Below are 20,002 nucleotides of genomic sequence, written 5' to 3'. Positions count from 1 at the left end.
CGGAGACATCGCTTGAACACACGCATCATCGCCACCACCCTGCTCGCTGGCCTGAGCCTTGCCAGCGGCGCGCACGCGTCGGCCTACCCCGACAAGCCTATCAAGCTGATCGTGCCCTACGCGGCCGGCGGCACCACCGACATCATCGCGCGCATCGTCGGCACGCGGCTAGGCGCCGTGCTCAAGCAGCCCGTCGTGGTGGAAAACCGCCCTGGCGCGGGCGGCGCCGTGGGCAGCGCCTATGCAGCCAAGCAGCCTGCGGACGGCTACACGCTGATCATGGAAGTAGAAAGCTCGCACGCGGTCAACCCCAACGTGTACGCCAAGACAGCCTACGACCCCGTCAGGGATTTCGACCCCATCAGCAACCTCGCCGACGTGCCCAACGTGCTGGTGGTCAACCCCGCCTTCCCGGCCAGCGACCTGCCCGCCTTCATCAAGCTGCTCAAGGCCAACCCGGGCAAGTACTCGTTTGGATCTTCGGGCAATGGCGGCCTGAGCCATATGAACGGCGAGCTGTTCATGAACGAGACTGGCACCAGGATGCTCCACGTGCCCTACAAGGGCCTGGGTCCCGCGCTCAACGATGCGGTGGCGGGCCAGATCCAGGTGGTGTTCGACAACATCCCCTCCTCCTCCAGCCTGATCCAGGGCAACCGCCTGCGCCCGCTGGCGGTTGCGGCCAGGCAGCGGCTGAAAGTGCTGCCCAATGTGCCAACCTATGCCGAGGCCGGCCTGCCGGCCATGAACAATCCATCCTGGTTCGGCCTGGGCGCGCCCGCCGGCACACCGGCGGCTATCCTGGACAAGCTCAACGACGCAGTGCGCCAAGTGCTGTCCGATCCCGAGGTCGTCACCGCCATCGAGAAGCAAGGCGCCATTCCGGCACCGATGACGCGCAAGGCATTCGCCGAGCTGATCCGCGGCCAGAACGCGCACTGGAAGAAGGTCGTCGAAGATATCCATTTCGCAAAACTGCAGTGAGACCACGCCATGAGCCAAGCAGATAACAAGCAATACGCCGGCCTCGAGATCAATGCGCTAGGCATCGCCACCCTCACCATCCGCGAGGCGGGCTCGCTCAATATCCTGAGCACGCCGGTCATCGCCGCACTGACCCAGGCCGTGGCCGAGCTCGCGGCCCGGGACGAGGTCCGCGTGCTGATCGTGCAAGGCGCCGGAGAAAAAGGCTTTATCGGCGGCGCCGACATCAAGGAGATGGCCGCCTTGACCCGTGACAGCGCGCAGCGCTTCATCAGTGGCCTGCGCGGCCTGTGCGATGCCCTGCGCCACTTCCCCGTGCCGGTGATCGCGCGCATGCCCGGCTGGTGCCTGGGCGGCGGCCTGGAACTCGCGCTGGCCTGCGACATCCGCGTCGCCGCGGACAACACCCACGTCGGCATGCCCGAGGTCAAGGTCGGCATTCCGTCTGTTATCCACGCCGCGCTGATGCCCCGCCTGATCGGCAACGCCCGCGCCGCATGGATGCTGCTGACCGGAGAGATCTCCGACGCACGCGAAGCGCTGGCCTGGGGCCTGGTGAGCAAGGTGGTGCCGCTGGCCGAACTGGATGCCGAGATCGAACGCCTCGCCACGCTGCTGGCCGGCTTTGGCCCTGCCGTGGTGCGCCAGCAGAAGCGGCTGTTGCGCGAGTGGGAAGAGGCGCCGCTGGAGGTGTCCATCAACAACAGCGTGGCGGAGTTTGGCAGTGCTTTCGAGACCGGGGAGCCGCAGCGGTACATGAACGAGTTCTTGCAGCGCAAGCGGTAAGCGCTACGCGGGAAAAGGGAGCCCTGGGGAGCCAGGACGGACTGTTCGCCGGCAGGAACAGTTTGTTCCGGAAACTCCCTTTTTTGCATTGTCCTTATGAAGCTACATTGACGCCGCTGCGAAGCCCGAGCCCTTGGGGCGTCGCAAATCATAAGGAAATCAACGCAATGAAATCTCGTGCATGGCTGGCGCTGTTGCCGCTCATCCCCGGCGCCGCAATGGCGCAAGGCAGTGTCACGCTTTACGGCGTGGTCGATGCCGGCATCGAATACCTGAGCCACGTGCCCAACGCCACCGGCGGCAGCGACTCCACGGTGCGCATGTCCACCGGCAACCTCTCTACCTCCCGCTTCGGCCTGCGTGGCACGGAAGACCTGGGCAACGGCCTCAAAGGCGTATTCGTACTGGAGAATGGCTTCGACCTTGACACGGGCAAGGTCAACCAGGGCGGCCGTCTGTTCGGCCGCCAGGCCTTCGCCGGCCTGCAGGCCCGGTACGGCACGCTGACCCTCGGCCGTCAACAGACGCTGCTTTACGATCTCTCGTCGGCGTTCGACCCAATGGTCATCTCGACCCGCTACTCCCTGCTGATGCACGACAAATGGATGTCCGGCCGCGCCGACAACGCCATCAAGTTCACCGGCACCACTGGCGGCATCTACTACGGCCTGCTCTACAGCACCGGCTACGACAGCACCGCCGGCGGCGAAATCGCAGGCGCATCCAAGGCGGGACGGGAATGGAGCGCCAGCGTGGGCTACACCAACGGCCCCCTGTCCACGCGCATGGCCTACGACGAAGTCCGCGGCAACACGGTCACGCTGCAGGACAACCGCGAGCGCCGTGCCGCCGTGGCCGCGGCCTATGCCATCTCGTCGGTCAAGGTGCTGGCGGGCTACCGCTACTACCGTGGCGACTTCACCACCAGCTCCCTGCGCACCAACCTCTACTGGGCCGGCTTGCAGTACCAGGCCACGCCAGGCATTTCGCTGACCGGCGCCGCGTACTACACCGACGTGCGCAACTCGTCGGCCGATCCGCTGAGCTTTGTGTTATCCGGCACCTACGCGCTGTCCAAGCGGACCGATCTCTACACGATCCTCGCTTACGCGAAGAACCGCGATGGGTCTGCAATGGGATTGTCCGGGTTCGGGCCGTCGCTGAATGCCAATGCGACAACGCTGGTGAATACCACGGAACAAGTCGGCGCCGGGCAGAGCCAGGTGGGTGCGATTGTGGGCATGCGGCATCGGTTCTGAGCCGTTTTTCCCGGCTTTTGAGCCCGGCGCGACTTCGACAAGAGCCAGGGCCAGCGGGGCGCAGCCAATGTTGCCGCTGGCCAAGGGACACAGCGGCCAGCCTGAGGCCGCCAGCCACGAACTAGCGCGGTGTGACCGTGACCCTTTCCTCGCTGCGCGTATGGCGCGCGACCTCGCCCGCCTCCAGGCGCAGCGGCTTGCGGCCAAAGCTCGTATAGAGGGCGAGCTGGTCGCTGTAGTGCGGTGAGCGAGTGCCATCCGGCGCGACGAACCCGCTCTGCCCCGGCGCCACCACATCCCATGCCTGCGCCTTGCCGGCAGCCGCGGCACTGCCGAACACGATCAGGTCATTCTCCGTCCCGCGGTTCTGGTACTCCGGCACGCGAATGGCTTCGGCCGCATCCGCCTGCGGAATGCCAAAGAAGTTGTTCGCGCGGAAGGTGAGCATCACGGCTGGCGGTTGCCAGCGGGCGATATCGTCCCCGTACTTGGCTGACAGCGATGTCCAGGTGTCGCCCAGTGCGGCGCGAATGACATCGTCTGGCGCAGCGCCGCCAAACAGGTCCACGCGCTGGGGAATGGCCGAGCGAGATCCCAGCAACGCCTCGTAAAGAACCTTGCTGCCCGTGCTGAGGTTCAGCGAGCCGGTGGGGCCATCCTGCGTCGTCTCGTAGCCGCTGGCCATGTACCACTTGTCGAACGGCGCTGGAACCGCCTTGACGACGGTCCTTGCCAGCATCGACGTGAGCCAGGCGTTCATGATGGCCGAGCCGGGCTGGGCGTACTTTCCTGTGTCGCGCGGGTCGTCGTTGAGGCCGTTCCAGCCTGCCAGCGTATCGGCAAGGCGGCGGCGCGGATCATCGGCAGGCAGCGCCGCGGCGGCATTGCGGATGAACGGCAGGAAGTGCCGCACGTTCAGGTCCGAGCGGCTGGTGTCCTTCAGGATCTGCCAGGCATCGTCACTGTCGAGCGTCGCGTGCGCCTCGATGCGATGCTGGATTTCGACATTGCGGTCCGCCGCGCCCCACAGGAAGGCAAAAAGATCAGAGGCCGGGTAGCCCTGCTCAGGCGAGTTGTTCCAGTTGGCGATATAGCCGGAGCGCGGGTTGTAGACCTGCGGGTTGGTGGAGAACGGCAGCACGCCGCGCCAGTCCCATTCCCCGGTACCGGGCACGGGCAGGCGCGGGTCGTGGCCCGTGCGGCGATGTGGATAGGCGCCGGTGTGTGCGTATCCGATATTGCCCTGGCGGTCCGCGTAGTACCAATTGATGGTCAGGGCCTGTCGTGCGGCCTGGGCTGTCCAACTCTTCCAGTCATGCGCCTGCGCCTGATGGGTCCACGCCAGGAGCGATTGGACTTCCTTACCGCTCCAAGCGCGTGCCTTGGCATAGGCAGTGTGCGTGGCGTCGTCCCGCTGCATGACGATGCCGTGCACGGTGCGGTAGACGTCGAGTGTCACGGGCGCGCCATCCTTGACGTGGATGATCTCGGCGCGCTTTTGCATCTGCACCCACTTGCCGTTGTGCCAGTAGAAGTCAGGCCGAGCGGGGTCGACGCGCTCGGCGAACATGTCGATGTCGTCGCCAAAGCCGGCAGTCGATCCCCATGAGATCGTGCCGTTGTGGCCAAACAGGATGCAAGGGTAGGCAAACGGCGTATTGCCGACGATATCGAAGCCCGCGCCATGCAGGCCGATACCGTAGGTGTAACCCGGGTTAAACCAGCCAAACTGTGGCCCGTTGAGCATGATCGCCTTGGCGCCGCGCGCACGCTGCTTGCCGATCACCCACATATTGCTGGTGGTCGGGAAGCCGGCAGGGCCGTTGGCGCCGCTCTGCGCATACTGGGCCAACACGGTGTCGCGGTTGGCCTGCGTGTCGAGCGCGAGCAGCATGCCGTCGTCGCCGCGCGCGGGCCGCTCCGCCATCGGCGGCGGTCCGTCGTAGCGTGGCAAAGCGTAGGCAAGTTCGCCGGTGCCTGCCGGGGCGCCGAGCCGTATCGGATAAGTACGCTCGCCGGCCGCGATGGTGGTGACCGCCTTTGGATTGACGAGCCACTTCAACTGCGTGAACAGATCCATGCCACGCGCTTCACCATACCGGTCTTTCAGGGCAGTCAACAACGCCAGGTTGTCCACCTCGCTGGTGCTGTCGGAGAAGCGGTTCGCCATGGTACCGACGAACACCATCGCCACGTCGAATGCGCTCCAGTCTGACGGCTTGAAGCCCGCATCGTTGAACTGCTTTGGCATCAAGGTGTCAGGCCGCGCACGGACCTGCGCGATCCACGCATTCATCCCGGCGGCATAGCCATCGAGGATGTCGCGCTCCCTCTGCGGCAAGGCCGCGATTTGTTGCTCGATCGCCGCGGGCCAGTAGTTGCCGCGCGTTGCCAGGTCGAACTTGACGAACTTCTCGCCCAGCACCTCAGCCACCGTGCCTTGCGTGCTGCGCTTTGCCATCTCCATCTGGAACAGCCGGTCTTGCGCGACGGCATAGGCATAGCCATAGAAGAGCTTGTAGGCGGTATCCGCGTAGATATGCGGCACGCCATACTCGTCCCGCTTGATCACGACCTGCTGCGCAGCATGGGACGAAGCCGCATGCGCCGTCGCAAGACCAATTGGAATATCCGCGATGCCGCCGAGGGCGAGGATGACGGCGGTCGATGCAATGCGGGCAAGGCGGGGGCGCAGGGTCATGATGTCTCCGGGGTCTTTTTTCTTTATGGCGCCGGCACATCCTAAAATAAACCGACCGGTTGGTCAATTAATAAAGGCGCGTCTGCCCCTGCAACAACTCCCTCCGGTTGTCATTTGTCGTTTGTCATTTTCCGCATGCGGGGGCGGCACCGGAATTCAGCCTGCGCTGACTTCCGTCCGCGGGTAGCTGCCGCCGCCCATGAGCCGGGGCGACAGCATCCTCGGAAGTGGCCGATTGCCCATGCATCGGTGTGGAGTACAGGTAGCAGCGATGTCATTCCCGACTCGCCCGCCCAAGTGTCCACTTGGGCTCCAGAGCGGCGGAAAGACGGTGTCTCTGACCCCTAGGGCAAATTTCTGCCGGGAAGTGAAGGTGTCCTTCCGCGTGCGCCACTGGCGCGCACTGCGTGTCGGCCGATGGCTCGCGTGCGGTTCCTGTCCCGGCCTGCTGCATTGAGCCCAGGGCTGTCCGGCAGGCTGCGGCCGCCCAGGTCATTGTCGCCGCGGCCACCGAAAGCGCCGAGCCTGACTTCCTCGCCCATCCCCCCGACAACATGCTGCGCCTGGGCGGCTCCCGAGGTCGCCGCCAGCGTGGCAATCGCCATCAAGGCAAACGAGTAGATCTTGTTCATGCGAATCTCCTGCGATTCATGTTGTACGGCATACCGCTGCATTGGCGGGCGCAGTCTTTTGGGGCTCGGGGAGCATAGTGCGACGGGCCTCCCTCGGTTGTAATCAATTGTTAGTACCTGGCAGGTGCGGGGCGAAAAGCCACAATGCACGCACCTGCCGTCTGCCTTTCACGTCATTTTCGAGTGGCCGACTCTACAGAATCGCGATGCCGCTGCCGTTAATGGAGACGGCCGTCTACAACAAGCCCTTCGCCCCGAAAGATCTCGCGATCCATGAATTCCAACCGGCCAGACCAGACCCGACCGATTACCTTCCAATGGGCGCTCGCGCTCACCTTCGTGGCCTGGTTTGTCGAGGTGATATTGACCATGTTGCTGCGCCCGGCCTTGCTGCGCAGCGGCATGCAGCCAATGGCCGCCGCCAGCCTGATTCGCGTGGCCTGCTATGGGCTGGTGCTCAGCACGTTGCTGCATGCCAGCGGGCTGAGCTACCGCAAGCTGTTTCACGAGGGCCGGGCCAGCGTGGCGGCCACGCTGGGCGTGCTGGCCCCGCCGATCCTGCTGATGGTGCCGCTGATCCTGCTGCTGGACGGACTGGCCATGGTCGGCATAGAGGCGCTGTTCCCGTTTTCCGCCGACGATGCGCGCATGATCACGGAGATGACGAGCGGGGGCATTGGCATCTGGGTGCTGGTGTGCGTGATCGCGCCGTTTGTTGAGGAGATGTTCTTCCGCGGCATCCTGCTGCGCGGCATGCTCCGTCGGTACGCGCGTGCCGATGCCACCGTGTATTCGGCCTTCGTCTTCGGCGTGGCGCACCTGAACATCTACCAGTTCGTGATTGCGTTCGCCATCGGGCTGTTCGCGGCGGCGCTCTATTGCCGCACGCGTTCGCTCTGGCCTGGCATCGTCCTGCACGCGGGCCTGAACACAGGCGTCATGATCTCAGCCGCGATGGCGCCGGAAAGCACGGCGCTGGAAGCGCCGGTCGGCGTGTGGGCGTTAGCCGTTCCATTGGGGCTGGCCGGCGCCTGGATGCTGCGCCGGCTGCTCTGGTACCCGCGTGGCGCGGGTGCGGCCGAAGGCCAATCCTGACAGCCCACGTCCTCCCTGCAGACAAACCACGAGGCCGGCGCCCGGGCAAACGTCATCACCGGCGTCGAGGCAACCGGTGAACACCAAAGCGGCCTTAAATGTTCCAGCGATCCGCGATGGCCGCCAGACGCTGCCTGAGGTCGTCGAACTCGTCGGACAAGCGCAGCGTCAGCGAGATGTAGCCAGCCCATTGCGGCGCGACGGTGCCCGCAGTTTGCGCAAGCGAACAACTACCGCGCGGGGCCAGGCGCGCCACCACGCCATGGGTCAACGCGCGCGCCATGCCGATCAGCATGGCGCAGACGCGGCGGTTTTCTTCGGCAAGATGGTCGCGCACGAATGTCTTGTCTTCTTCGTCGTCAACGCGCGGGCGCGTGGCTGCGAGCACTTCCAGCAAGCTGATGCACACGCGCATGCCATGCTGGATGGCTTCGAGCTGCTCCATCGATACATTGATCTCCTTGGCCACCGACGGCATCAGCGATCGCAGTTGTACCAGCAGGCTGCCTTGCAGCACCATGGCCCGCTGCAGCACGGCCCGGTCGAAGCCCGCGTCGTTGACGATGGCCGTGTGCATCCTGGCGCAACTGCGCAGGGCCTCGGCTAGCTTGTAGCGCCACGTATAGGTGGCGTGCAGGGGCAGCGCGAAGGAGAACAGCAGTGCGATCGCGATGCCGATCAGCACATCCGCCGCGCGCCAGAGGCCGTCCGCAATGGCGTTCTCGCCATGGCCAGCGACGATGAAGATGGTAATGGCGGAGAGCAGCGCCACGTAGCCACCCTTGCCGATCGCGTGATACGCACAGATGGCGCAAGCGATCACGATCAGCGCGTAGCTGAGCAAGGGCGCGTGAAAATACGATTGCTGCAGGATGATCACCAGCCCCGCGCCCGCGCCGATCAGCGTGCCGAGCGCACGCTCGGCCGCCTTCTTGCGGATATTGCCGTGGTGCTGCAGGCCGCCGATGACCACCAGCAGCGTGATCGATGCCCATTCGCCATGAGGCAGGCGGATGCCCGTGGTCAGCGCAATGGACGTCAGCAGGCCAAGCGCTACCCTGGCTGCATGAATCACCTTGGCATGGCGGTAGCGGCGCGCCGGATCCAGCACCGGGCGCAGCGCACGCCGCAGCACCGGATGGACGCGCGCGAGCAGACGGGTAATTCTGGGCAGCATCATCGGCGAAGTGGCTGACAGCGAAGCGGCGCTGGGCGCAATCGCCCGGCTGGCACCGGCAAAGTACGCTAGTGTCCTCCGCCTTTCACCGTAAGGCAACCGGGCCCGGGCACGCCGGCACGCGCCCTGCGCCCCCCGCCGCATCGGCATCGGCGATGGGTGTATTGCCCACCAGGCCTGACGGCAGTCCGACCTCCGCTCTTGGCAGCCTCCGGGGCTGCCGGGCTCAGCCCCCGGTAAACAACTGGCTCGGCGCGATGTACACCCGGATCCCCTTGGCCTGCGCCATCTCCGGGAAGATGGTCCTCATATCGACCGAGGTCCCGCCGACGGCCTCCAGGAACGTCCAGCCGACGGTCTTGTCGCCGGCGCGAAAGGCCACCGTTTCGCCGGATGCCACGTTCACGTAATTCATGCCCGGGACCAGCGTGACCGTGCGGGTGGTCGTGCTCACGTCGGCGGGACTGCCAAACAGGGCGGCGACACGGGCGGCTTTCGTGGCCGACGTGGGCGCCGTGGCGCTCCAGGCGGAGGGACTAGCGCAGGCAATGCCGAGTAGGGGGAGTGCCAGAGCGGCGGCGAGCGTTTGCTTCTTGTTCATCGTTTTTCCTTGTGCCTACCCTTGTCAGATTTGGGTACACGAGGAAAGTGTAGCGACGATGAATCTATTCTAAAAATGATATATTCATCGTGCATTCAGTCGCTTTTTTCATACTCAGTGGTGACGCCGGCAACTACGCGACCGGGGCGCCATCCTCCCGCGTGGCGGCCACACGCGGGTCATTGAGCAGGAATTGCACGAACGCCGCCGTGAAGGACGGCAGCTTGCCTGCGGCGCGCACGATCAGGTTCAGCTCGCGGCGGGCCCTGGTTTCCGCCAGCCGCACGCCGGCTATCCGGGCTTCGCGCAGGGCTGCCGCGGCCACGCTGCGCGGTACCAGGGCCACGCCCACGCCGGCTTCGACCAGTGACAACGCGGCCTCGAAGCTATGAGCGTGCAGCCGTACGTTGGGGCTTTTTCCGGCGCGCTGCGCCATGTCGCGCAGGAAGAGGAAGTTGCTGCTGCCGCGGCTCATGCACACGAAATCGAAATCCAGCGCGGCACCGAAGCGCAGCTCGGCCTGGCGCGCCAGCGGGTGGCCGTTGGGCACCGCCAGGATCAGTTCGTCCACCGCGTAACGCACGGCACGGACGTCGCTGGCATCGATATCGCCAGCCAGAATGCCGATATCGGCCTCTTGCGCAGCCACGGCGCAGGGAATCGCCTGGCTGGCGCGCTCTTCCAGGTCGATGTTGACGTCCGGGTTGGCGGCCAGGAAGCGGCTCACGCTGGGGATGATGAAGCCGTTGAGCGAACTGCTATTGGCCAGCAGCCGGATATGGCCCTTGAGCCCGGCGGAAAAGCGACCGACCTCGCCATGCATGCGCTCCACGCCGCGCAGCAGTTCGCGCACGTGCACCAGCAAGGTCTCGCCAGCAGGGGTGAGTTCCATGCCGCGCGCGCTGCGCACGAACAAGGCGGTACCCATCGCGTGCTCGAGATTCTTGAGGCGGTAGCTGGCGGCGGATGCCGTGATGTGGCTGGCAGAAGCGCCACTGGACAGGCTCTGCGCTTCTGCGATCGCCTGGAACAGGCGCAGGTCGGTGAGCTCGTAGCGCACTGTGTCTCCGGGGGCTGTCTTGTTGCTTCGCTGTTTGCCACTTGTGGCTACACGCGAGACAAAGCAGACGGCCCCGCGCAAAGGGGCTCATTTTAGAGCATTGCGCGGGGCCGGCCCCGGGGACGCAGGGATGGAGATGCCTGCTTAGATCAGCGTCAGGCGCACGTCGATATTGCCACGCGTGGCATTCGAATACGGGCAGACCACGTGCGCCTTGTCGACCAGGTCTTGCGCGACGGCGCGATCCAGGCCGGGCAACGCGATGTTCAGGTCCACCTCGATGCCAAACCCGGTGGGGATGGCGCCGATGCCGACCTGGCCGGTGATGGCGGTGTCGGCAGGCAGCGCCACCTTGTCACGCGCCGCCACGAACTTCAGCGCGCCGAGAAAGCAAGCCGAGTAGCCTGCTGCGAACAGCTGCTCCGGGTTGGTGCCGGCGCCGCCCGCGCCACCCAGCTCGCGCGGGGTGGCCAGCTTGATATCCAGGGCGCCATCGGACGACACGGCGCGGCCGTCACGGCCTCCGGTTGCAGTGGCGGATGCACGGTAGAGGACTTTTTCGATCGACATGATGACACTCCTGGCTAGTTGATAAAACCGGCTCATCGAGCCTTAGGTTGGAGAAAGCCTGTTCGCTTTCCATATTTAATAGCTAGCTATTAAATAGCACGCTATATATTAGACAATCAAAACGGGCTGTCAAGTTGTTTAGCCCGCCGTCAGCCGCCACTCCCATCGCGCCGGCGCCTTGATCCTTACCCGCCGGCCGCTACGGCAAACCGCTCGCGCAGTTGGTCCAGCTCCGCCTTCACGGCCACCACCTGATCAACGCTACAGCCCGAGGCACACAGCACCGCGCGGGGCACCGCCTGCGCCGGCTCCTTGAGCGCATGGCCTTCGGCGGTCAGCGTGACAATGACCTGCCGCTCGTCGGCAACGGCACGTTCACGCCGCAGCAGTTGCTGCGCTTCCATGCGCTTGAGCAGCGGGGTCAGCGTGGCCGAATCCAGATGCAGGCGGCCGCCGATTTCCGACACGGTCAGGCCGTCGGCCTCCCACAGCACCAACATCACCAGATACTGCGGATATGTCAGGCCCAGCGGCGCCAGCAACTTGCGGTACAGCTTGTTCAACGCAAGCGACGTGGCGTACACGGAAAAGCAGAACTGCTGGTCCAGAAGCAACCCCGACGCGGCATTTGCCGTGGCGTCGTGTGCTGCCTGCTTGGTCCGGGAGGTGCGTTTCGTGTCCATGGGTTGAAATATACATAGCGCACGATTCAATTGCAAGCTATTTTTTCCTTGTCGAACCGGCCCTGACCGGTCCCTACCAGGCAGTCGTGGCCATGGCGCTTTAAATCAACGTGCGCAATTCAGCCAGCTTGAAACGCATCAAGCAGAAAAAGGGTCCGTTGGCGTGCCCTGGTGAAACGACATCTGCCAACCCTTGTCGGTCAGCGTCCAGATCGAGGTGCGCAGGGTGTGCCGCTCCAGCCGGCTGTCCGGCTGCTGGCAGGCGGAGCGGTAGTTCAGCATGGCCACGCCTGGCGCAAGGTGGCGAAGCGAGAAATCCTGCGCCCAGATCGTGCCCGAGGCGGCTTCGGTGGGCAGTTGGTCCAGCGTGTCGGCCTTGGTATAGATGCCACCGGAGCGGCCGAACTCCAGGAAGTCCTCGTGCAGCAGCGCGTCCAGCCGATGGCGGTCGCCGCGCGCGGCGGGACGGTGCAGTTCGGTTTCGAATTGCCGGAGCAAGGGCAGCAAATCGATCTCGTGGTTCTCGTGGTGCTCGTTGTTCATGTCGTGGTGCTCCTTGGCGTTCCCCGGCATTCTCCGGCGCGGCGTTCCTGCCAGCGCTCGGCATCCTGCGTCACTGCGCGTCGTCGTCCAAGCCAATGGCAGTCGTGTCGATTCTCTCGACCTTGCCTTTTTGCCGCACCTCGGTGCGCAGCACGAACGCTTCCGTCGGGCAGTACCAGTCGGTGACGCTCATGATCGCGGGCTCGGTCTGGATGAGGTCATCGCCCATCATCAAAGGCCCCAGAGAGGTGCGCTTTTCGTAAGTGATCGGCATGCATTCGCGGCGGCCCAGCATGGTCTCGATGGATTGCGCACGGCCGACACGCCGCTCGCCAACCGAGACCGAGGCCGATGGCGCGCGAATGGTCGTCACCATCTCGTCCGTTGCCAGGCTGTGGATCTCGAGATCCAGGCTGGAACTGAGCGTCTCGCCCGGCAGCACCACGCCCTCTCGTATCACAAGGCCCGCGTAGCTGAGCACGCCTTTGCCCTGGAACGATGCCTGCCCGAACAGCCGCGTGTAGCGCGCCTGCGCATTGATGGTGGCGCGCTGGCTGCTCACGCTGCCGACCGAGCCGGGCGTCGCGCCACGGTCGAACGTCATCTTGTGGACCTGGTCCATCACCACCGGCGGGCCCATCATGGCAGCCAGCGCCGACTTAGAGTGAATCGACAGCCAGGCGCTGCAGCCGTTTGCCGTGAGCGCCGGGTTCCGGATGGTCATGGTGATCGACATCGGCATGTCACCACTGGCCTCCATCTGCGCCCGCGCGCCGGACTGGAACCACGGCGCGTCGCAGATGGTGCCGGGCACGCCCTGCGCCGGGCTGTCGGGAGCGCCTTGCTGCGCCAGGGCTTCATCGGCGAGCCCGCATAGCAGCAATGGAAGCAGCACCGCACCCAGCCGCCTGAAGGCGGGCTTCGGCCCCTGAGGGTGAGCAGTCATGTCGTGTCCCGAGCAAAAAACCTGCCGCTGGCGCTTCCCCATGGATCGGGGTTTCAACCCGGACGGGCCGCCAGCACGCCCAGAAGGTAGCACTTGGCATGACGCCCCACAACCCGGATTGGCGCCAGCATCGAAGAATCTCACCTTGGGAAGAAAATGCTTAATTCGGCCCTCGGCCGGATTGCGGCGGAACGGGCGCCGCCGGGCCGGGACGGCCACCGAATACGGGGTAAGGCACGCCGCGCGCCGGATCCGCCGTGAACTGGTCGACCACGATCTCCACGTCGGCGACTTCGCGCAATGCGGCCACGAAGGGCTGCCCGGGAAAACCCCGCCCCACGCAGCCCTGCACCAGCAGCCAGCGGCCCCGCACGGTGAGCCACAGCGTGGATTCCCGCCAGCCCGGCAGCGTGATCGACAGCGATTGCAGGCGGCGCTGCGTGCTTTCCACGATCTCCGTCTCATACTGGTAGGCATTGCCGAGACGGCAGCGGCCCTCGACATAGCAGTGGTTGCCGTCCTCGATCCGGTGATGGGCGTCGCGCCGCCATTGTGCTTCGTCCACGCGAGGCCCGAGCGGCTCCGGGCAATTGGCAATGCGCGACGAGATCTGGAAGAAGGGATCGTGGCCACGGTTTTCCTGGTCGCTGTCGGCGCCGCGCGCCGGCCAGGCCAGCAGAGCAGTCCCGGCCAGCGCCACCATGGCGATCTGCGCGCGCAAGGACAAAAAGCGGACGGACACGGCAAGCTCCTTGATGGCGGCTCTCGTCTGCGTAGGATAGAACCGGCTGGCTTGCGCGCAAAGCCCGGCCAAGCGCGCGCGTCCAGGCTCAGTTGCCCTGCTTGCGCGCCAGCCACGCGCCCCAGAACAAGCTGCCGAAGAAGCGTTGCGGCGCGGCAAAGCCCGCCTCGGCCAGCAGCGCCTGCACAGCAGCCTCCGAGTGCGGCGGGTCCGCGCCTTGCAGGATCTTGCCCAGCTTGGCCTGGACCTCGTCGGCGCTGGCGCCTTGCATGCGCCAGCGCTCGCCCCACGCAGCCAGCAGCAGCGGCTCGCTGGCATAGGCGCGGTAGTTGCCGGCGACGATCAGCGGCGCGCCCGGTTTCAGGCGGGCGGCGATGGCGTGCAAGATATCGCGCTTGGCTTCGTCCCCTGGCAGGTGATGCAGCACGCCGATCAACGTGGCGGCGTCGAAACGCGGCGTGGCGGGCAGGTCCTCCACCACGCCCGGCACGGCATGCGTTCGCTCGGCCAGCCCGGCCTGGGCGACGCGCGCCATGGCAAGGTCCAGCATCGGCGCCGACGGATCGACCGCCGTGAAGCGCCACGCCGGCTCCAGCCTGGCCGCGCAGACGATCTCCTGCGCCGTGCCGCCAGCGCCGACCACCAGCACCTCGGCCGCGCGCCCGGCGCCCAGCGTTGCCGCCAGCATGCAGGCGGACAGCTCATGGCAGGCGTCGTAGCCAGCCAGCGCGATGCGGCTTTGCGTTTCGTACTCGCCAGCGCGGCTGGGGTCGAATTTGGCGGCGGGATCAGCGGCGGCGGTTTTATTGGGGGTCATGGAAGCGTTCCTCGTCGTTCGCTCTGTCTTGTTGCGGGGAGATGACCCTGAACAGCCTAAAGGGCCGGTCCCGGCGCGACAAGATGACAACTTATGCTGGTATGAGACCTACCAGCACAAGGTCGAATACAAAAGCGGAAACGAACCCGTCGCGAGGGCGTCGACGCGACAGATGGAACGCACCCCGGCGCATTAACGCGCCAACGCATCGACGTACAATCTGCCCATTCCAAAAATAACTTAAGGAGACAGCGATGGCATTCATCGGCCCCGATGTGAGCTTGCACCCCACCGCCTACGTGCACGAATCGGCCTACCTCTACGGCAAGATCACCGTGCACGAGGGCGCATCGATCTGGATCAATGTGGCAGCGCGCGCCGAGAGCCGGGAAATCGTGATCGGCGCCTACACCAATATCCAGGACTTCGCGATGCTGCATATCGGCGATCGCACGCCGACCATCATCGGCAGCCACTGCTCGATCACCCACCACTGCACCATCCACGGCTGCACGATCGGCGACAACTGCCTGATCGGCATCAACGCGACGATCATGGACGGCTGCGTGATCGGCGATAACTGCATCATTGCCGGGCACGCTTTCCTCAAGGAAGGCACCGTGATCCCGCCCAACTCCATCGTGATGGGCAGCCCGGGCAAGGTCACGCGCACGCAGAACAACTATGTGCGCAACCGGCTCAATGCGTTCTTGTATTACAAGAACGCGCTGGCCTATGCACAGCAGAACTATCGGGCGTGGGAAGGGCCGGCGTTTTCGGCGCAGATGATGCGGGAGATGGAGCGGCTGCAGGCGGAGCTGGAGGCGACCGACGTTTGACAGTCGCCACGATCACCGCGAGCTAGACCAGCCCGATATCCACGGCCCGGGTATCGGGAAACACATGCGCCAGGCGCGCATCGTCCAGCCCGTACAGGCGCTTGAACATCCCGCCCAGCATCGCGCGGTATTCATTGAGCACCGGCCAGTCGCGATTCTGGTTCAGCGTGCGCTGCTCCACCGCCACTTGCTCGCCAGCGATGCGCCCGCCACGCACGGCGCCGCCGGCCACCCAGTACACCGTGCCATGGCCGTGGTCGGTGCCGCGCGTGCCGTTCTCGCGGAAGGTGCGGCCGAATTCGGAAACCACCACCACGGTGGTCTTGCTCCACACAGGTCCAATCTCGTCCGCGAATCCGGAGATGCCGCGCCCGAGGTTATCGAGCAGGTTGGCCAACTGCCCCTGTGCGCCTCCCTGGTTCACGTGCGTGTCCCAGCCACCGACATCGATAAAGCCAAGATTGAAACGCTCGCGCATCAGCCCCGCCATGCGGCGCGCTTCCACCTCGAAGCCCTTGGCACTGAGCGCGCGGCGGTTGGCCGCCTGCATCTCCTGCATGCGGCCCGCCATGTCAGGCTCGGCCTGCGCGGGCAGGTTCGCGGCCATCATGCTGTTGCGGCGCTGCATGGCCTCGGCCTCCTGCGCCACGGTCTGGCGCAGCTCGAAGCCCTCGTTGATCAGCGACTCGAAGCGGGTGCCGCGATACATCTGCGCAAGCACGCGGGTCTGGCGCTCGTCGAAAGGCGTGCGTCCGGTACCCTTGAGCGAGACATTGGGCACGGTGAGCGCGCCGCTCAGCACCATCGGCAGGCCGTCGGTAAAGGCGACGGGCGCGGCGCGTCCGCCCATGGATTCGGCCAGCCGGTTGAGAAAGCCGGTGCCGCGCAGCGAGGCATCGATGCGTCCGCTGCCCTTGCCGTTGCCGGCGAGCGGCAAGCCAGCCTCGACCCCGTCCTGCGTCTCGAAGTGGCTGCGCGAGAGGTCATCGGTGCCGGCAAACGGCACGAACGCAAGCTGCTGCTTCTGCCACAGCGGCAGCAGGCTGTCCTTGAGCGCGGGGTGCAGCGCCCACGCATCGATGCCCCTGCCCCCGCCGCCATCGAAGGCCGCCGCCAGCGACAGCGCGGCGCGCGGATCGGCCGGTGCGCCCTGCGCCACCGGCCTGGCAATGGCGATGGTCGGGCGCGATGCGTAGTAGAAATCGCTGCCCGCTGGCACCAGCACATTGGTGGCATCGTAGCCACCACGCAGGAACACCAGCAGGAAACGCGCATCGGCCTGCTGCGGCAGCGCGTAGGCGCGCGAGACGATGCCGGGCGCCAATGCCACCAGTCCGGCAAGCCCCGCGCCCTTTAGCCAGTCACGTCGTTGCATGGGGTACTCCTTGTTCGGGGCGGACTGCTCAGTCCTGCATCCATTCGGGCGACGACAGCAAGATGGTGTTCCACTCCGCCTGCGACGTCGCCTGCGTCATCGCGGTGCGCGTGGCGGGGCCGAGCGTGGATTCGATGCTGTCGAAGAACACGCGGTTGGTCAGCAAAGGAAAGCCGGTGCGCTCGGCCGGCTTGCCATCATCCTTGGAGAACAGCCCGGCCTGCCCCGAGCCAATGGCGCGCGCGATCTCGAAACGCTTGACCATCTGCCCCGAACTGGCCCATGCGCTCTCCGCGGCCGGGAAACCGTCCGGCGTGATGCGGCCATAGAGCGGCTCGCCAAGCTGGTTAAGCCAGCCGATGGCGGGGCGCAGGTTGGCCACCGTGCGGCCGTCATACGCCAGCCGCAGCGACGAAGCCACGAACTGCATCGGGTCCTTGAACTTGCGCGTGCCGGAGGCCAGCGTGGTGTTCAGCTCAGGCGACAGGAACAGCGTGCGCAGCACCGCCGCGATATCGCCGTCGGTCTGCGCGAACGTGCCTGCCATGCGATTGACGAGCGACGGCGGCGGCGCATCGCCGACGAAGTGCACGGCGAGCTTGTAGGAGATGAAGCGCGCGGTGGCCGGATCGCGGCTGAGAATCTCCACGGCCTGCTCCACCTCGTGGAAGCCGCTCGGCTCGATACGATGGCCAAGCAAGGTCTTGGGCCCGAAGTCGTGCCGGTTCGGATTGAACTCGAACAGCCCGCCCGCGCGGTAAAACGCCTGCTTTTGCGGCGCGAGCTTGGGCGGCTCGCCGCTGGCATTGATGCCCAGGCCGGTCAGCACGCGGGCCAGCTCCTGCACATCCTGCTGCGTATAGCGCGAACCGCTCGGGCCGCCGGCCACGCCCAGCGTGTGCAGCTCCATCAGCTCGCGCGCATAGTTCTCGTTGATGCGGTTGACCGCGCTCTGCGCGTTGTCCAGGTACTCCAGCATGGCGGGCGATGTCACGGTCGCCATCAGCAGGTCGCGGAACTTGCCCAGCGCATGCGGGCGCACCGCCTTGTCCTCGTAGTCGGCCAGCACCCAGCGCACAGAGCCCTTGCCGGAGTACACGCTGAAGTGGTTCATCCAGAACCACGTCATCTGCTCGCGCAGTTGCGCGGGCGAGTACAGGGCGCGCAGTAGATGGCGGCGGCTGGTGTCGAGCACCACGTCGTTGCCGCTGCGGTTGAGCGCGTCGCGTGCCTTGCGTTTTTCGTCTTCGTCGGTGAGGGTGTTGATGCGCTGCTGCTCGGCGCGCACGCTGCGCAGCCTTTGCTCACCGCTTTGCTGGGCAATGCTCAGCGCCCCGATGGTGGTGGCAAGCTCGCCCGTATCGGTGCCGGGCGCCTTGAGTTGTTCTTCGAGATAGCGCTCGCGCCCCAGCTTGCGCAGGCGCTCGATGCTGGCCTGGTTGGCGCCGAAGGTGACGGTGTTGAGCCAGTGCAGGTCGCCCGGCTTCAGGGCCGCACCGGATGTGCCCTCCGGCGCGCCGCCGCCTTGCGCGCAAGCACCCAGCAGGCCTGCGGCCGCGCTCAGGAGGCAAGCCGACATCAGGCGTGACAGCAGGCGTGAAATGCTCAAGGACATGGTTGGCCTGTCTCGAACCCCAAGGGGTGACACCGCTCTTACGCTGGGGGACGGCATTTGGTTGACGTGGATTCACCGGATATCCGGTCTGAACCAGTAAGCAAAATGAAAGTTCCCGCCGCTTTATTGTCGCTTTATCGCCGCGCTACCGGCGTAAGGTCACACCCCAGAATACCAGCGCTGCCGCGCTGATCGCCGCGCCCAGCATGCAGACGCCGGACCATCCTGCGCACGCATAGACATGCGTCGAAGCGATGGACCCCGCACCGCTGCCAAGCGCATAGAACAACATGTAGCAGCCCACCAGCCGGCTGTGCGCTTCGGGCCGCACGCGAAACACCATGCTCTGGTTGGTGACATGGATGGCCTGCCCGGCCAGGTCCAGCACGATGATGCCCGCCACCAGCAGCCACAGCGACTCCCGCGCAAAAGCCAGCGGCGCCCAGCACGCCACCAGCAGCACCAGGGCGATGCCGGTGGTCCACTGGCCCAGCCCGCGATCCGCGAGGCGCCCGGCACGCGCGGCCGCCAGCGCGCCCACAGCGCCAACCAGCCCAAAGGCACCGATAGCGGTATGCGACATCGAATACGGCGGCGCGCTCAGCGGCAACACCAGCGCAGTCCAGAACACGCTGAACGCGGCGAACATCAGCATGGCGAGCACGCCGCGGACCTGCAGCGTGCGCTCCCGCGCCAGCAGCGTGAACATCGACGCGAGCAGGCTGACGTAGCGCATCTTCACCGGCGCGCTGGCCTGCCGCGGCAAACGGCGCGCCAGCAGCGCGATCATCAGCAACGCCAGCACGCCCGAGACCACATACACCGCGCGCCAGCCAGCAAGATCCGCCAGCGCGCCCGCCATAGCCCGCGCCATCAGCAAGCCGATCACCACGCCGCCCTGCGCGGCGCCCACCACGCGCCCGCGCTCGGCCGGCGCGGCGAGCGTGGCCGCGAACGCAATCAGCCCCTGGGTCATCGCCGTGCCCAGCAGACCCACGGCGAGCATGCCCGCCAGCAAGGCCGTGCGGGTGGAGGCCGCCGCCACAAGCGCCAGGGCGACGGCGAGCAACAGCAACTGCAGCAGGATCAGGCGGCGCCGGTCCACCAGGTCGCCCACCGGCACCAGCAGCAGCAACGCCAGCGCGCAGCCCGCCTGCGTGGCCGTGACGACGATGCCGACCGAGCCATAGCCGAAGCCGAACTCGCGCGCCATCGCATCCAGCAAGGGCTGCGCGTAGTAGACGTTGGCCACGCTGAGCCCACACGCCAATGCGAACAGCCAGACCAGCGACAACGGCATGGCAGACGGCGCGTCCGAGGTCTGCGCCAATGGTGCGGTGGCCAGGGTGGCGGCGGTGGCTGGATTAGGCGTCATCATGGATCCATCTGGTTTTATAAAGAAACTTGGCGAATTCTAAGTCACATTGGTTTCTTTAAGCAACCAAATGGAGATAACCACAATCCGAGTAGGCACTATCAGGTGGCGCAAAAGCCTCTCGAGCAAAGTCTCCATGTATATCGTATAGTCACGATATTAATTTTGTGAGAAGCGGATATATGTTTCGCCAAAACGCGAA

19 protein-coding genes are annotated in these 20,002 nt (G+C 65.6%); 5 read left to right on the top strand and 14 right to left on the bottom strand.

Annotation, left to right across the window (positions count from 1 at the left end; genetic code table 11):
• The first annotated feature begins 12 nt into the window (after positions 1-12).
• From A9975_RS25240 to A9975_RS25230, 3 genes are all read left to right on the top strand, one after another.
• A complete protein-coding gene (locus tag A9975_RS25240; protein ID WP_183035149.1) occupies positions 13-984 on the top strand; it encodes a tripartite tricarboxylate transporter substrate binding protein in 972 nt (323 codons plus the stop codon).
• A 9-nt stretch (positions 985-993) separates the two neighbouring features.
• The gene (locus tag A9975_RS25235; protein ID WP_183035148.1) at positions 994-1,770 is read left to right on the top strand and encodes an enoyl-CoA hydratase; all 777 of its coding nucleotides are present in this window, start codon (positions 994-996) and stop codon (positions 1,768-1,770) included.
• 167 nt (positions 1,771-1,937) lie between these two features.
• The gene (locus tag A9975_RS25230) at positions 1,938-3,029 is read left to right on the top strand and encodes a porin (protein WP_183035147.1); all 1,092 of its coding nucleotides are present in this window, start codon (positions 1,938-1,940) and stop codon (positions 3,027-3,029) included.
• A gap of 121 nt (positions 3,030-3,150) precedes the next feature.
• Here the strand turns inward: A9975_RS25230 and A9975_RS25225 are convergent, their stop codons facing one another.
• Both A9975_RS25225 and A9975_RS25220 read right to left on the bottom strand, forming a co-directional pair.
• Complete coding sequence (locus tag A9975_RS25225) at positions 3,151-5,730, bottom strand: penicillin acylase family protein (RefSeq protein ID WP_183035146.1); 2,580 nt, start codon at positions 5,728-5,730, stop codon at positions 3,151-3,153.
• Between the two features lie 344 nt (positions 5,731-6,074).
• Positions 6,075-6,362 carry a hypothetical protein gene (locus tag A9975_RS25220; protein ID WP_183035145.1) on the bottom strand — a complete coding sequence of 96 codons (288 nt, stop codon included), beginning with the start codon at positions 6,360-6,362 and terminating at the stop codon, positions 6,075-6,077.
• 273 nt (positions 6,363-6,635) lie between these two features.
• On the opposite strand from A9975_RS25220, the gene A9975_RS25215 reads away from it, so the two are divergent.
• A complete protein-coding gene (locus A9975_RS25215; protein ID WP_183035144.1) occupies positions 6,636-7,457 on the top strand; it encodes a CPBP family intramembrane glutamic endopeptidase in 822 nt (273 codons plus the stop codon).
• A gap of 94 nt (positions 7,458-7,551) precedes the next feature.
• On the opposite strand, the gene A9975_RS25210 is transcribed toward A9975_RS25215, so the two are convergent.
• The 9 genes from A9975_RS25210 to A9975_RS25170 form a co-directional block, all read right to left on the bottom strand.
• Positions 7,552-8,634 carry an FUSC family protein gene (locus A9975_RS25210; RefSeq protein WP_183035166.1) on the bottom strand — a complete coding sequence of 361 codons (1,083 nt, stop codon included), beginning with the start codon at positions 8,632-8,634 and terminating at the stop codon, positions 7,552-7,554.
• A gap of 226 nt (positions 8,635-8,860) precedes the next feature.
• Positions 8,861-9,235: a CzcE family metal-binding protein gene (locus A9975_RS25205; protein ID WP_183035143.1), complete on the bottom strand. Its 375-nt coding sequence runs from the start codon at positions 9,233-9,235 to the stop codon at positions 8,861-8,863.
• A 133-nt stretch (positions 9,236-9,368) separates the two neighbouring features.
• A complete protein-coding gene (locus A9975_RS25200; protein ID WP_183035142.1) occupies positions 9,369-10,295 on the bottom strand; it encodes a LysR substrate-binding domain-containing protein in 927 nt (308 codons plus the stop codon).
• 144 nt (positions 10,296-10,439) lie between these two features.
• Complete coding sequence (locus A9975_RS25195; protein WP_043353183.1) at positions 10,440-10,865, bottom strand: organic hydroperoxide resistance protein; 426 nt, start codon at positions 10,863-10,865, stop codon at positions 10,440-10,442.
• A gap of 185 nt (positions 10,866-11,050) precedes the next feature.
• Positions 11,051-11,548: a MarR family winged helix-turn-helix transcriptional regulator gene (locus A9975_RS25190; protein ID WP_255503440.1), complete on the bottom strand. Its 498-nt coding sequence runs from the start codon at positions 11,546-11,548 to the stop codon at positions 11,051-11,053.
• Between the two features lie 138 nt (positions 11,549-11,686).
• Complete coding sequence (locus tag A9975_RS25185) at positions 11,687-12,091, bottom strand: DUF4440 domain-containing protein (protein ID WP_255503433.1); 405 nt, start codon at positions 12,089-12,091, stop codon at positions 11,687-11,689.
• 70 nt (positions 12,092-12,161) lie between these two features.
• Positions 12,162-13,037 (bottom strand): hypothetical protein, encoded by an 876-nt coding sequence (locus A9975_RS25180; RefSeq protein WP_255503432.1) that lies wholly within the window; start codon positions 13,035-13,037, stop codon positions 12,162-12,164.
• Between the two features lie 160 nt (positions 13,038-13,197).
• Positions 13,198-13,740, bottom strand: coding sequence for a BON domain-containing protein (locus A9975_RS25175; protein WP_183035163.1), 543 nt, complete (start codon positions 13,738-13,740; stop codon positions 13,198-13,200).
• Positions 13,741-13,867: 127 nt separating this feature from the next.
• Positions 13,868-14,596: a cyclopropane-fatty-acyl-phospholipid synthase family protein gene (locus A9975_RS25170; RefSeq protein ID WP_183035140.1), complete on the bottom strand. Its 729-nt coding sequence runs from the start codon at positions 14,594-14,596 to the stop codon at positions 13,868-13,870.
• 254 nt (positions 14,597-14,850) lie between these two features.
• Here A9975_RS25170 and A9975_RS25165 point away from each other — a divergent pair, with 254 nt between their 5' ends.
• Positions 14,851-15,435 (top strand): gamma carbonic anhydrase family protein, encoded by a 585-nt coding sequence (locus tag A9975_RS25165; RefSeq protein WP_150984301.1) that lies wholly within the window; start codon positions 14,851-14,853, stop codon positions 15,433-15,435.
• A 22-nt stretch (positions 15,436-15,457) separates the two neighbouring features.
• On the opposite strand, the gene A9975_RS25160 is transcribed toward A9975_RS25165, so the two are convergent.
• From A9975_RS25160 to A9975_RS25150, 3 genes are all read right to left on the bottom strand, one after another.
• Positions 15,458-16,810 carry a DUF1501 domain-containing protein gene (locus A9975_RS25160; RefSeq protein WP_183035139.1) on the bottom strand — a complete coding sequence of 451 codons (1,353 nt, stop codon included), beginning with the start codon at positions 16,808-16,810 and terminating at the stop codon, positions 15,458-15,460.
• A gap of 28 nt (positions 16,811-16,838) precedes the next feature.
• The gene (locus A9975_RS25155) at positions 16,839-18,425 is read right to left on the bottom strand and encodes a DUF1800 domain-containing protein (protein WP_183035138.1); all 1,587 of its coding nucleotides are present in this window, start codon (positions 18,423-18,425) and stop codon (positions 16,839-16,841) included.
• Positions 18,426-18,570: 145 nt separating this feature from the next.
• Complete coding sequence (locus tag A9975_RS25150) at positions 18,571-19,800, bottom strand: MFS transporter (protein WP_183035162.1); 1,230 nt, start codon at positions 19,798-19,800, stop codon at positions 18,571-18,573.
• Positions 19,801-20,002 lie beyond the last annotated feature (202 nt).

The organism is Cupriavidus sp. UME77 (genome assembly GCF_014170355.1).
In the GTDB taxonomy this organism is placed as follows: domain Bacteria; phylum Pseudomonadota; class Gammaproteobacteria; order Burkholderiales; family Burkholderiaceae; genus Cupriavidus; species Cupriavidus basilensis.
The sequence above is the reverse complement of the archived record's forward strand: the minus strand, read 5'-3'. Positions and strand labels throughout refer to the sequence as shown.

Coding starts and splice junctions, on each gene's coding strand:
- A9975_RS25215 (WP_183035144.1), top strand. CDS start 6,636: ATGAATTCCAACCGGCCAGACCAGACCCGACCGATTACCTTCCAATGG.
- A9975_RS25190 (WP_255503440.1), bottom strand. CDS start 11,548: ATGGACACGAAACGCACCTCCCGGACCAAGCAGGCAGCACACGACGCC.
- A9975_RS25155 (WP_183035138.1), bottom strand. CDS start 18,425: ATGTCCTTGAGCATTTCACGCCTGCTGTCACGCCTGATGTCGGCTTGC.
- A9975_RS25205 (WP_183035143.1), bottom strand. CDS start 9,235: ATGAACAAGAAGCAAACGCTCGCCGCCGCTCTGGCACTCCCCCTACTC.
- A9975_RS25185 (WP_255503433.1), bottom strand. CDS start 12,091: ATGAACAACGAGCACCACGAGAACCACGAGATCGATTTGCTGCCCTTG.
- A9975_RS25150 (WP_183035162.1), bottom strand. CDS start 19,800: ATGACGCCTAATCCAGCCACCGCCGCCACCCTGGCCACCGCACCATTG.
- A9975_RS25195 (WP_043353183.1), bottom strand. CDS start 10,865: ATGTCGATCGAAAAAGTCCTCTACCGTGCATCCGCCACTGCAACCGGA.
- A9975_RS25175 (WP_183035163.1), bottom strand. CDS start 13,740: ATGGTGGCGCTGGCCGGGACTGCTCTGCTGGCCTGGCCGGCGCGCGGC.
- A9975_RS25220 (WP_183035145.1), bottom strand. CDS start 6,362: ATGAACAAGATCTACTCGTTTGCCTTGATGGCGATTGCCACGCTGGCG.
- A9975_RS25230 (WP_183035147.1), top strand. CDS start 1,938: ATGAAATCTCGTGCATGGCTGGCGCTGTTGCCGCTCATCCCCGGCGCC.
- A9975_RS25180 (WP_255503432.1), bottom strand. CDS start 13,037: ATGACTGCTCACCCTCAGGGGCCGAAGCCCGCCTTCAGGCGGCTGGGT.
- A9975_RS25235 (WP_183035148.1), top strand. CDS start 994: ATGAGCCAAGCAGATAACAAGCAATACGCCGGCCTCGAGATCAATGCG.
- A9975_RS25160 (WP_183035139.1), bottom strand. CDS start 16,810: ATGCAACGACGTGACTGGCTAAAGGGCGCGGGGCTTGCCGGACTGGTG.
- A9975_RS25225 (WP_183035146.1), bottom strand. CDS start 5,730: ATGACCCTGCGCCCCCGCCTTGCCCGCATTGCATCGACCGCCGTCATC.
- A9975_RS25165 (WP_150984301.1), top strand. CDS start 14,851: ATGGCATTCATCGGCCCCGATGTGAGCTTGCACCCCACCGCCTACGTG.
- A9975_RS25170 (WP_183035140.1), bottom strand. CDS start 14,596: ATGACCCCCAATAAAACCGCCGCCGCTGATCCCGCCGCCAAATTCGAC.
- A9975_RS25210 (WP_183035166.1), bottom strand. CDS start 8,634: ATGCTGCCCAGAATTACCCGTCTGCTCGCGCGCGTCCATCCGGTGCTG.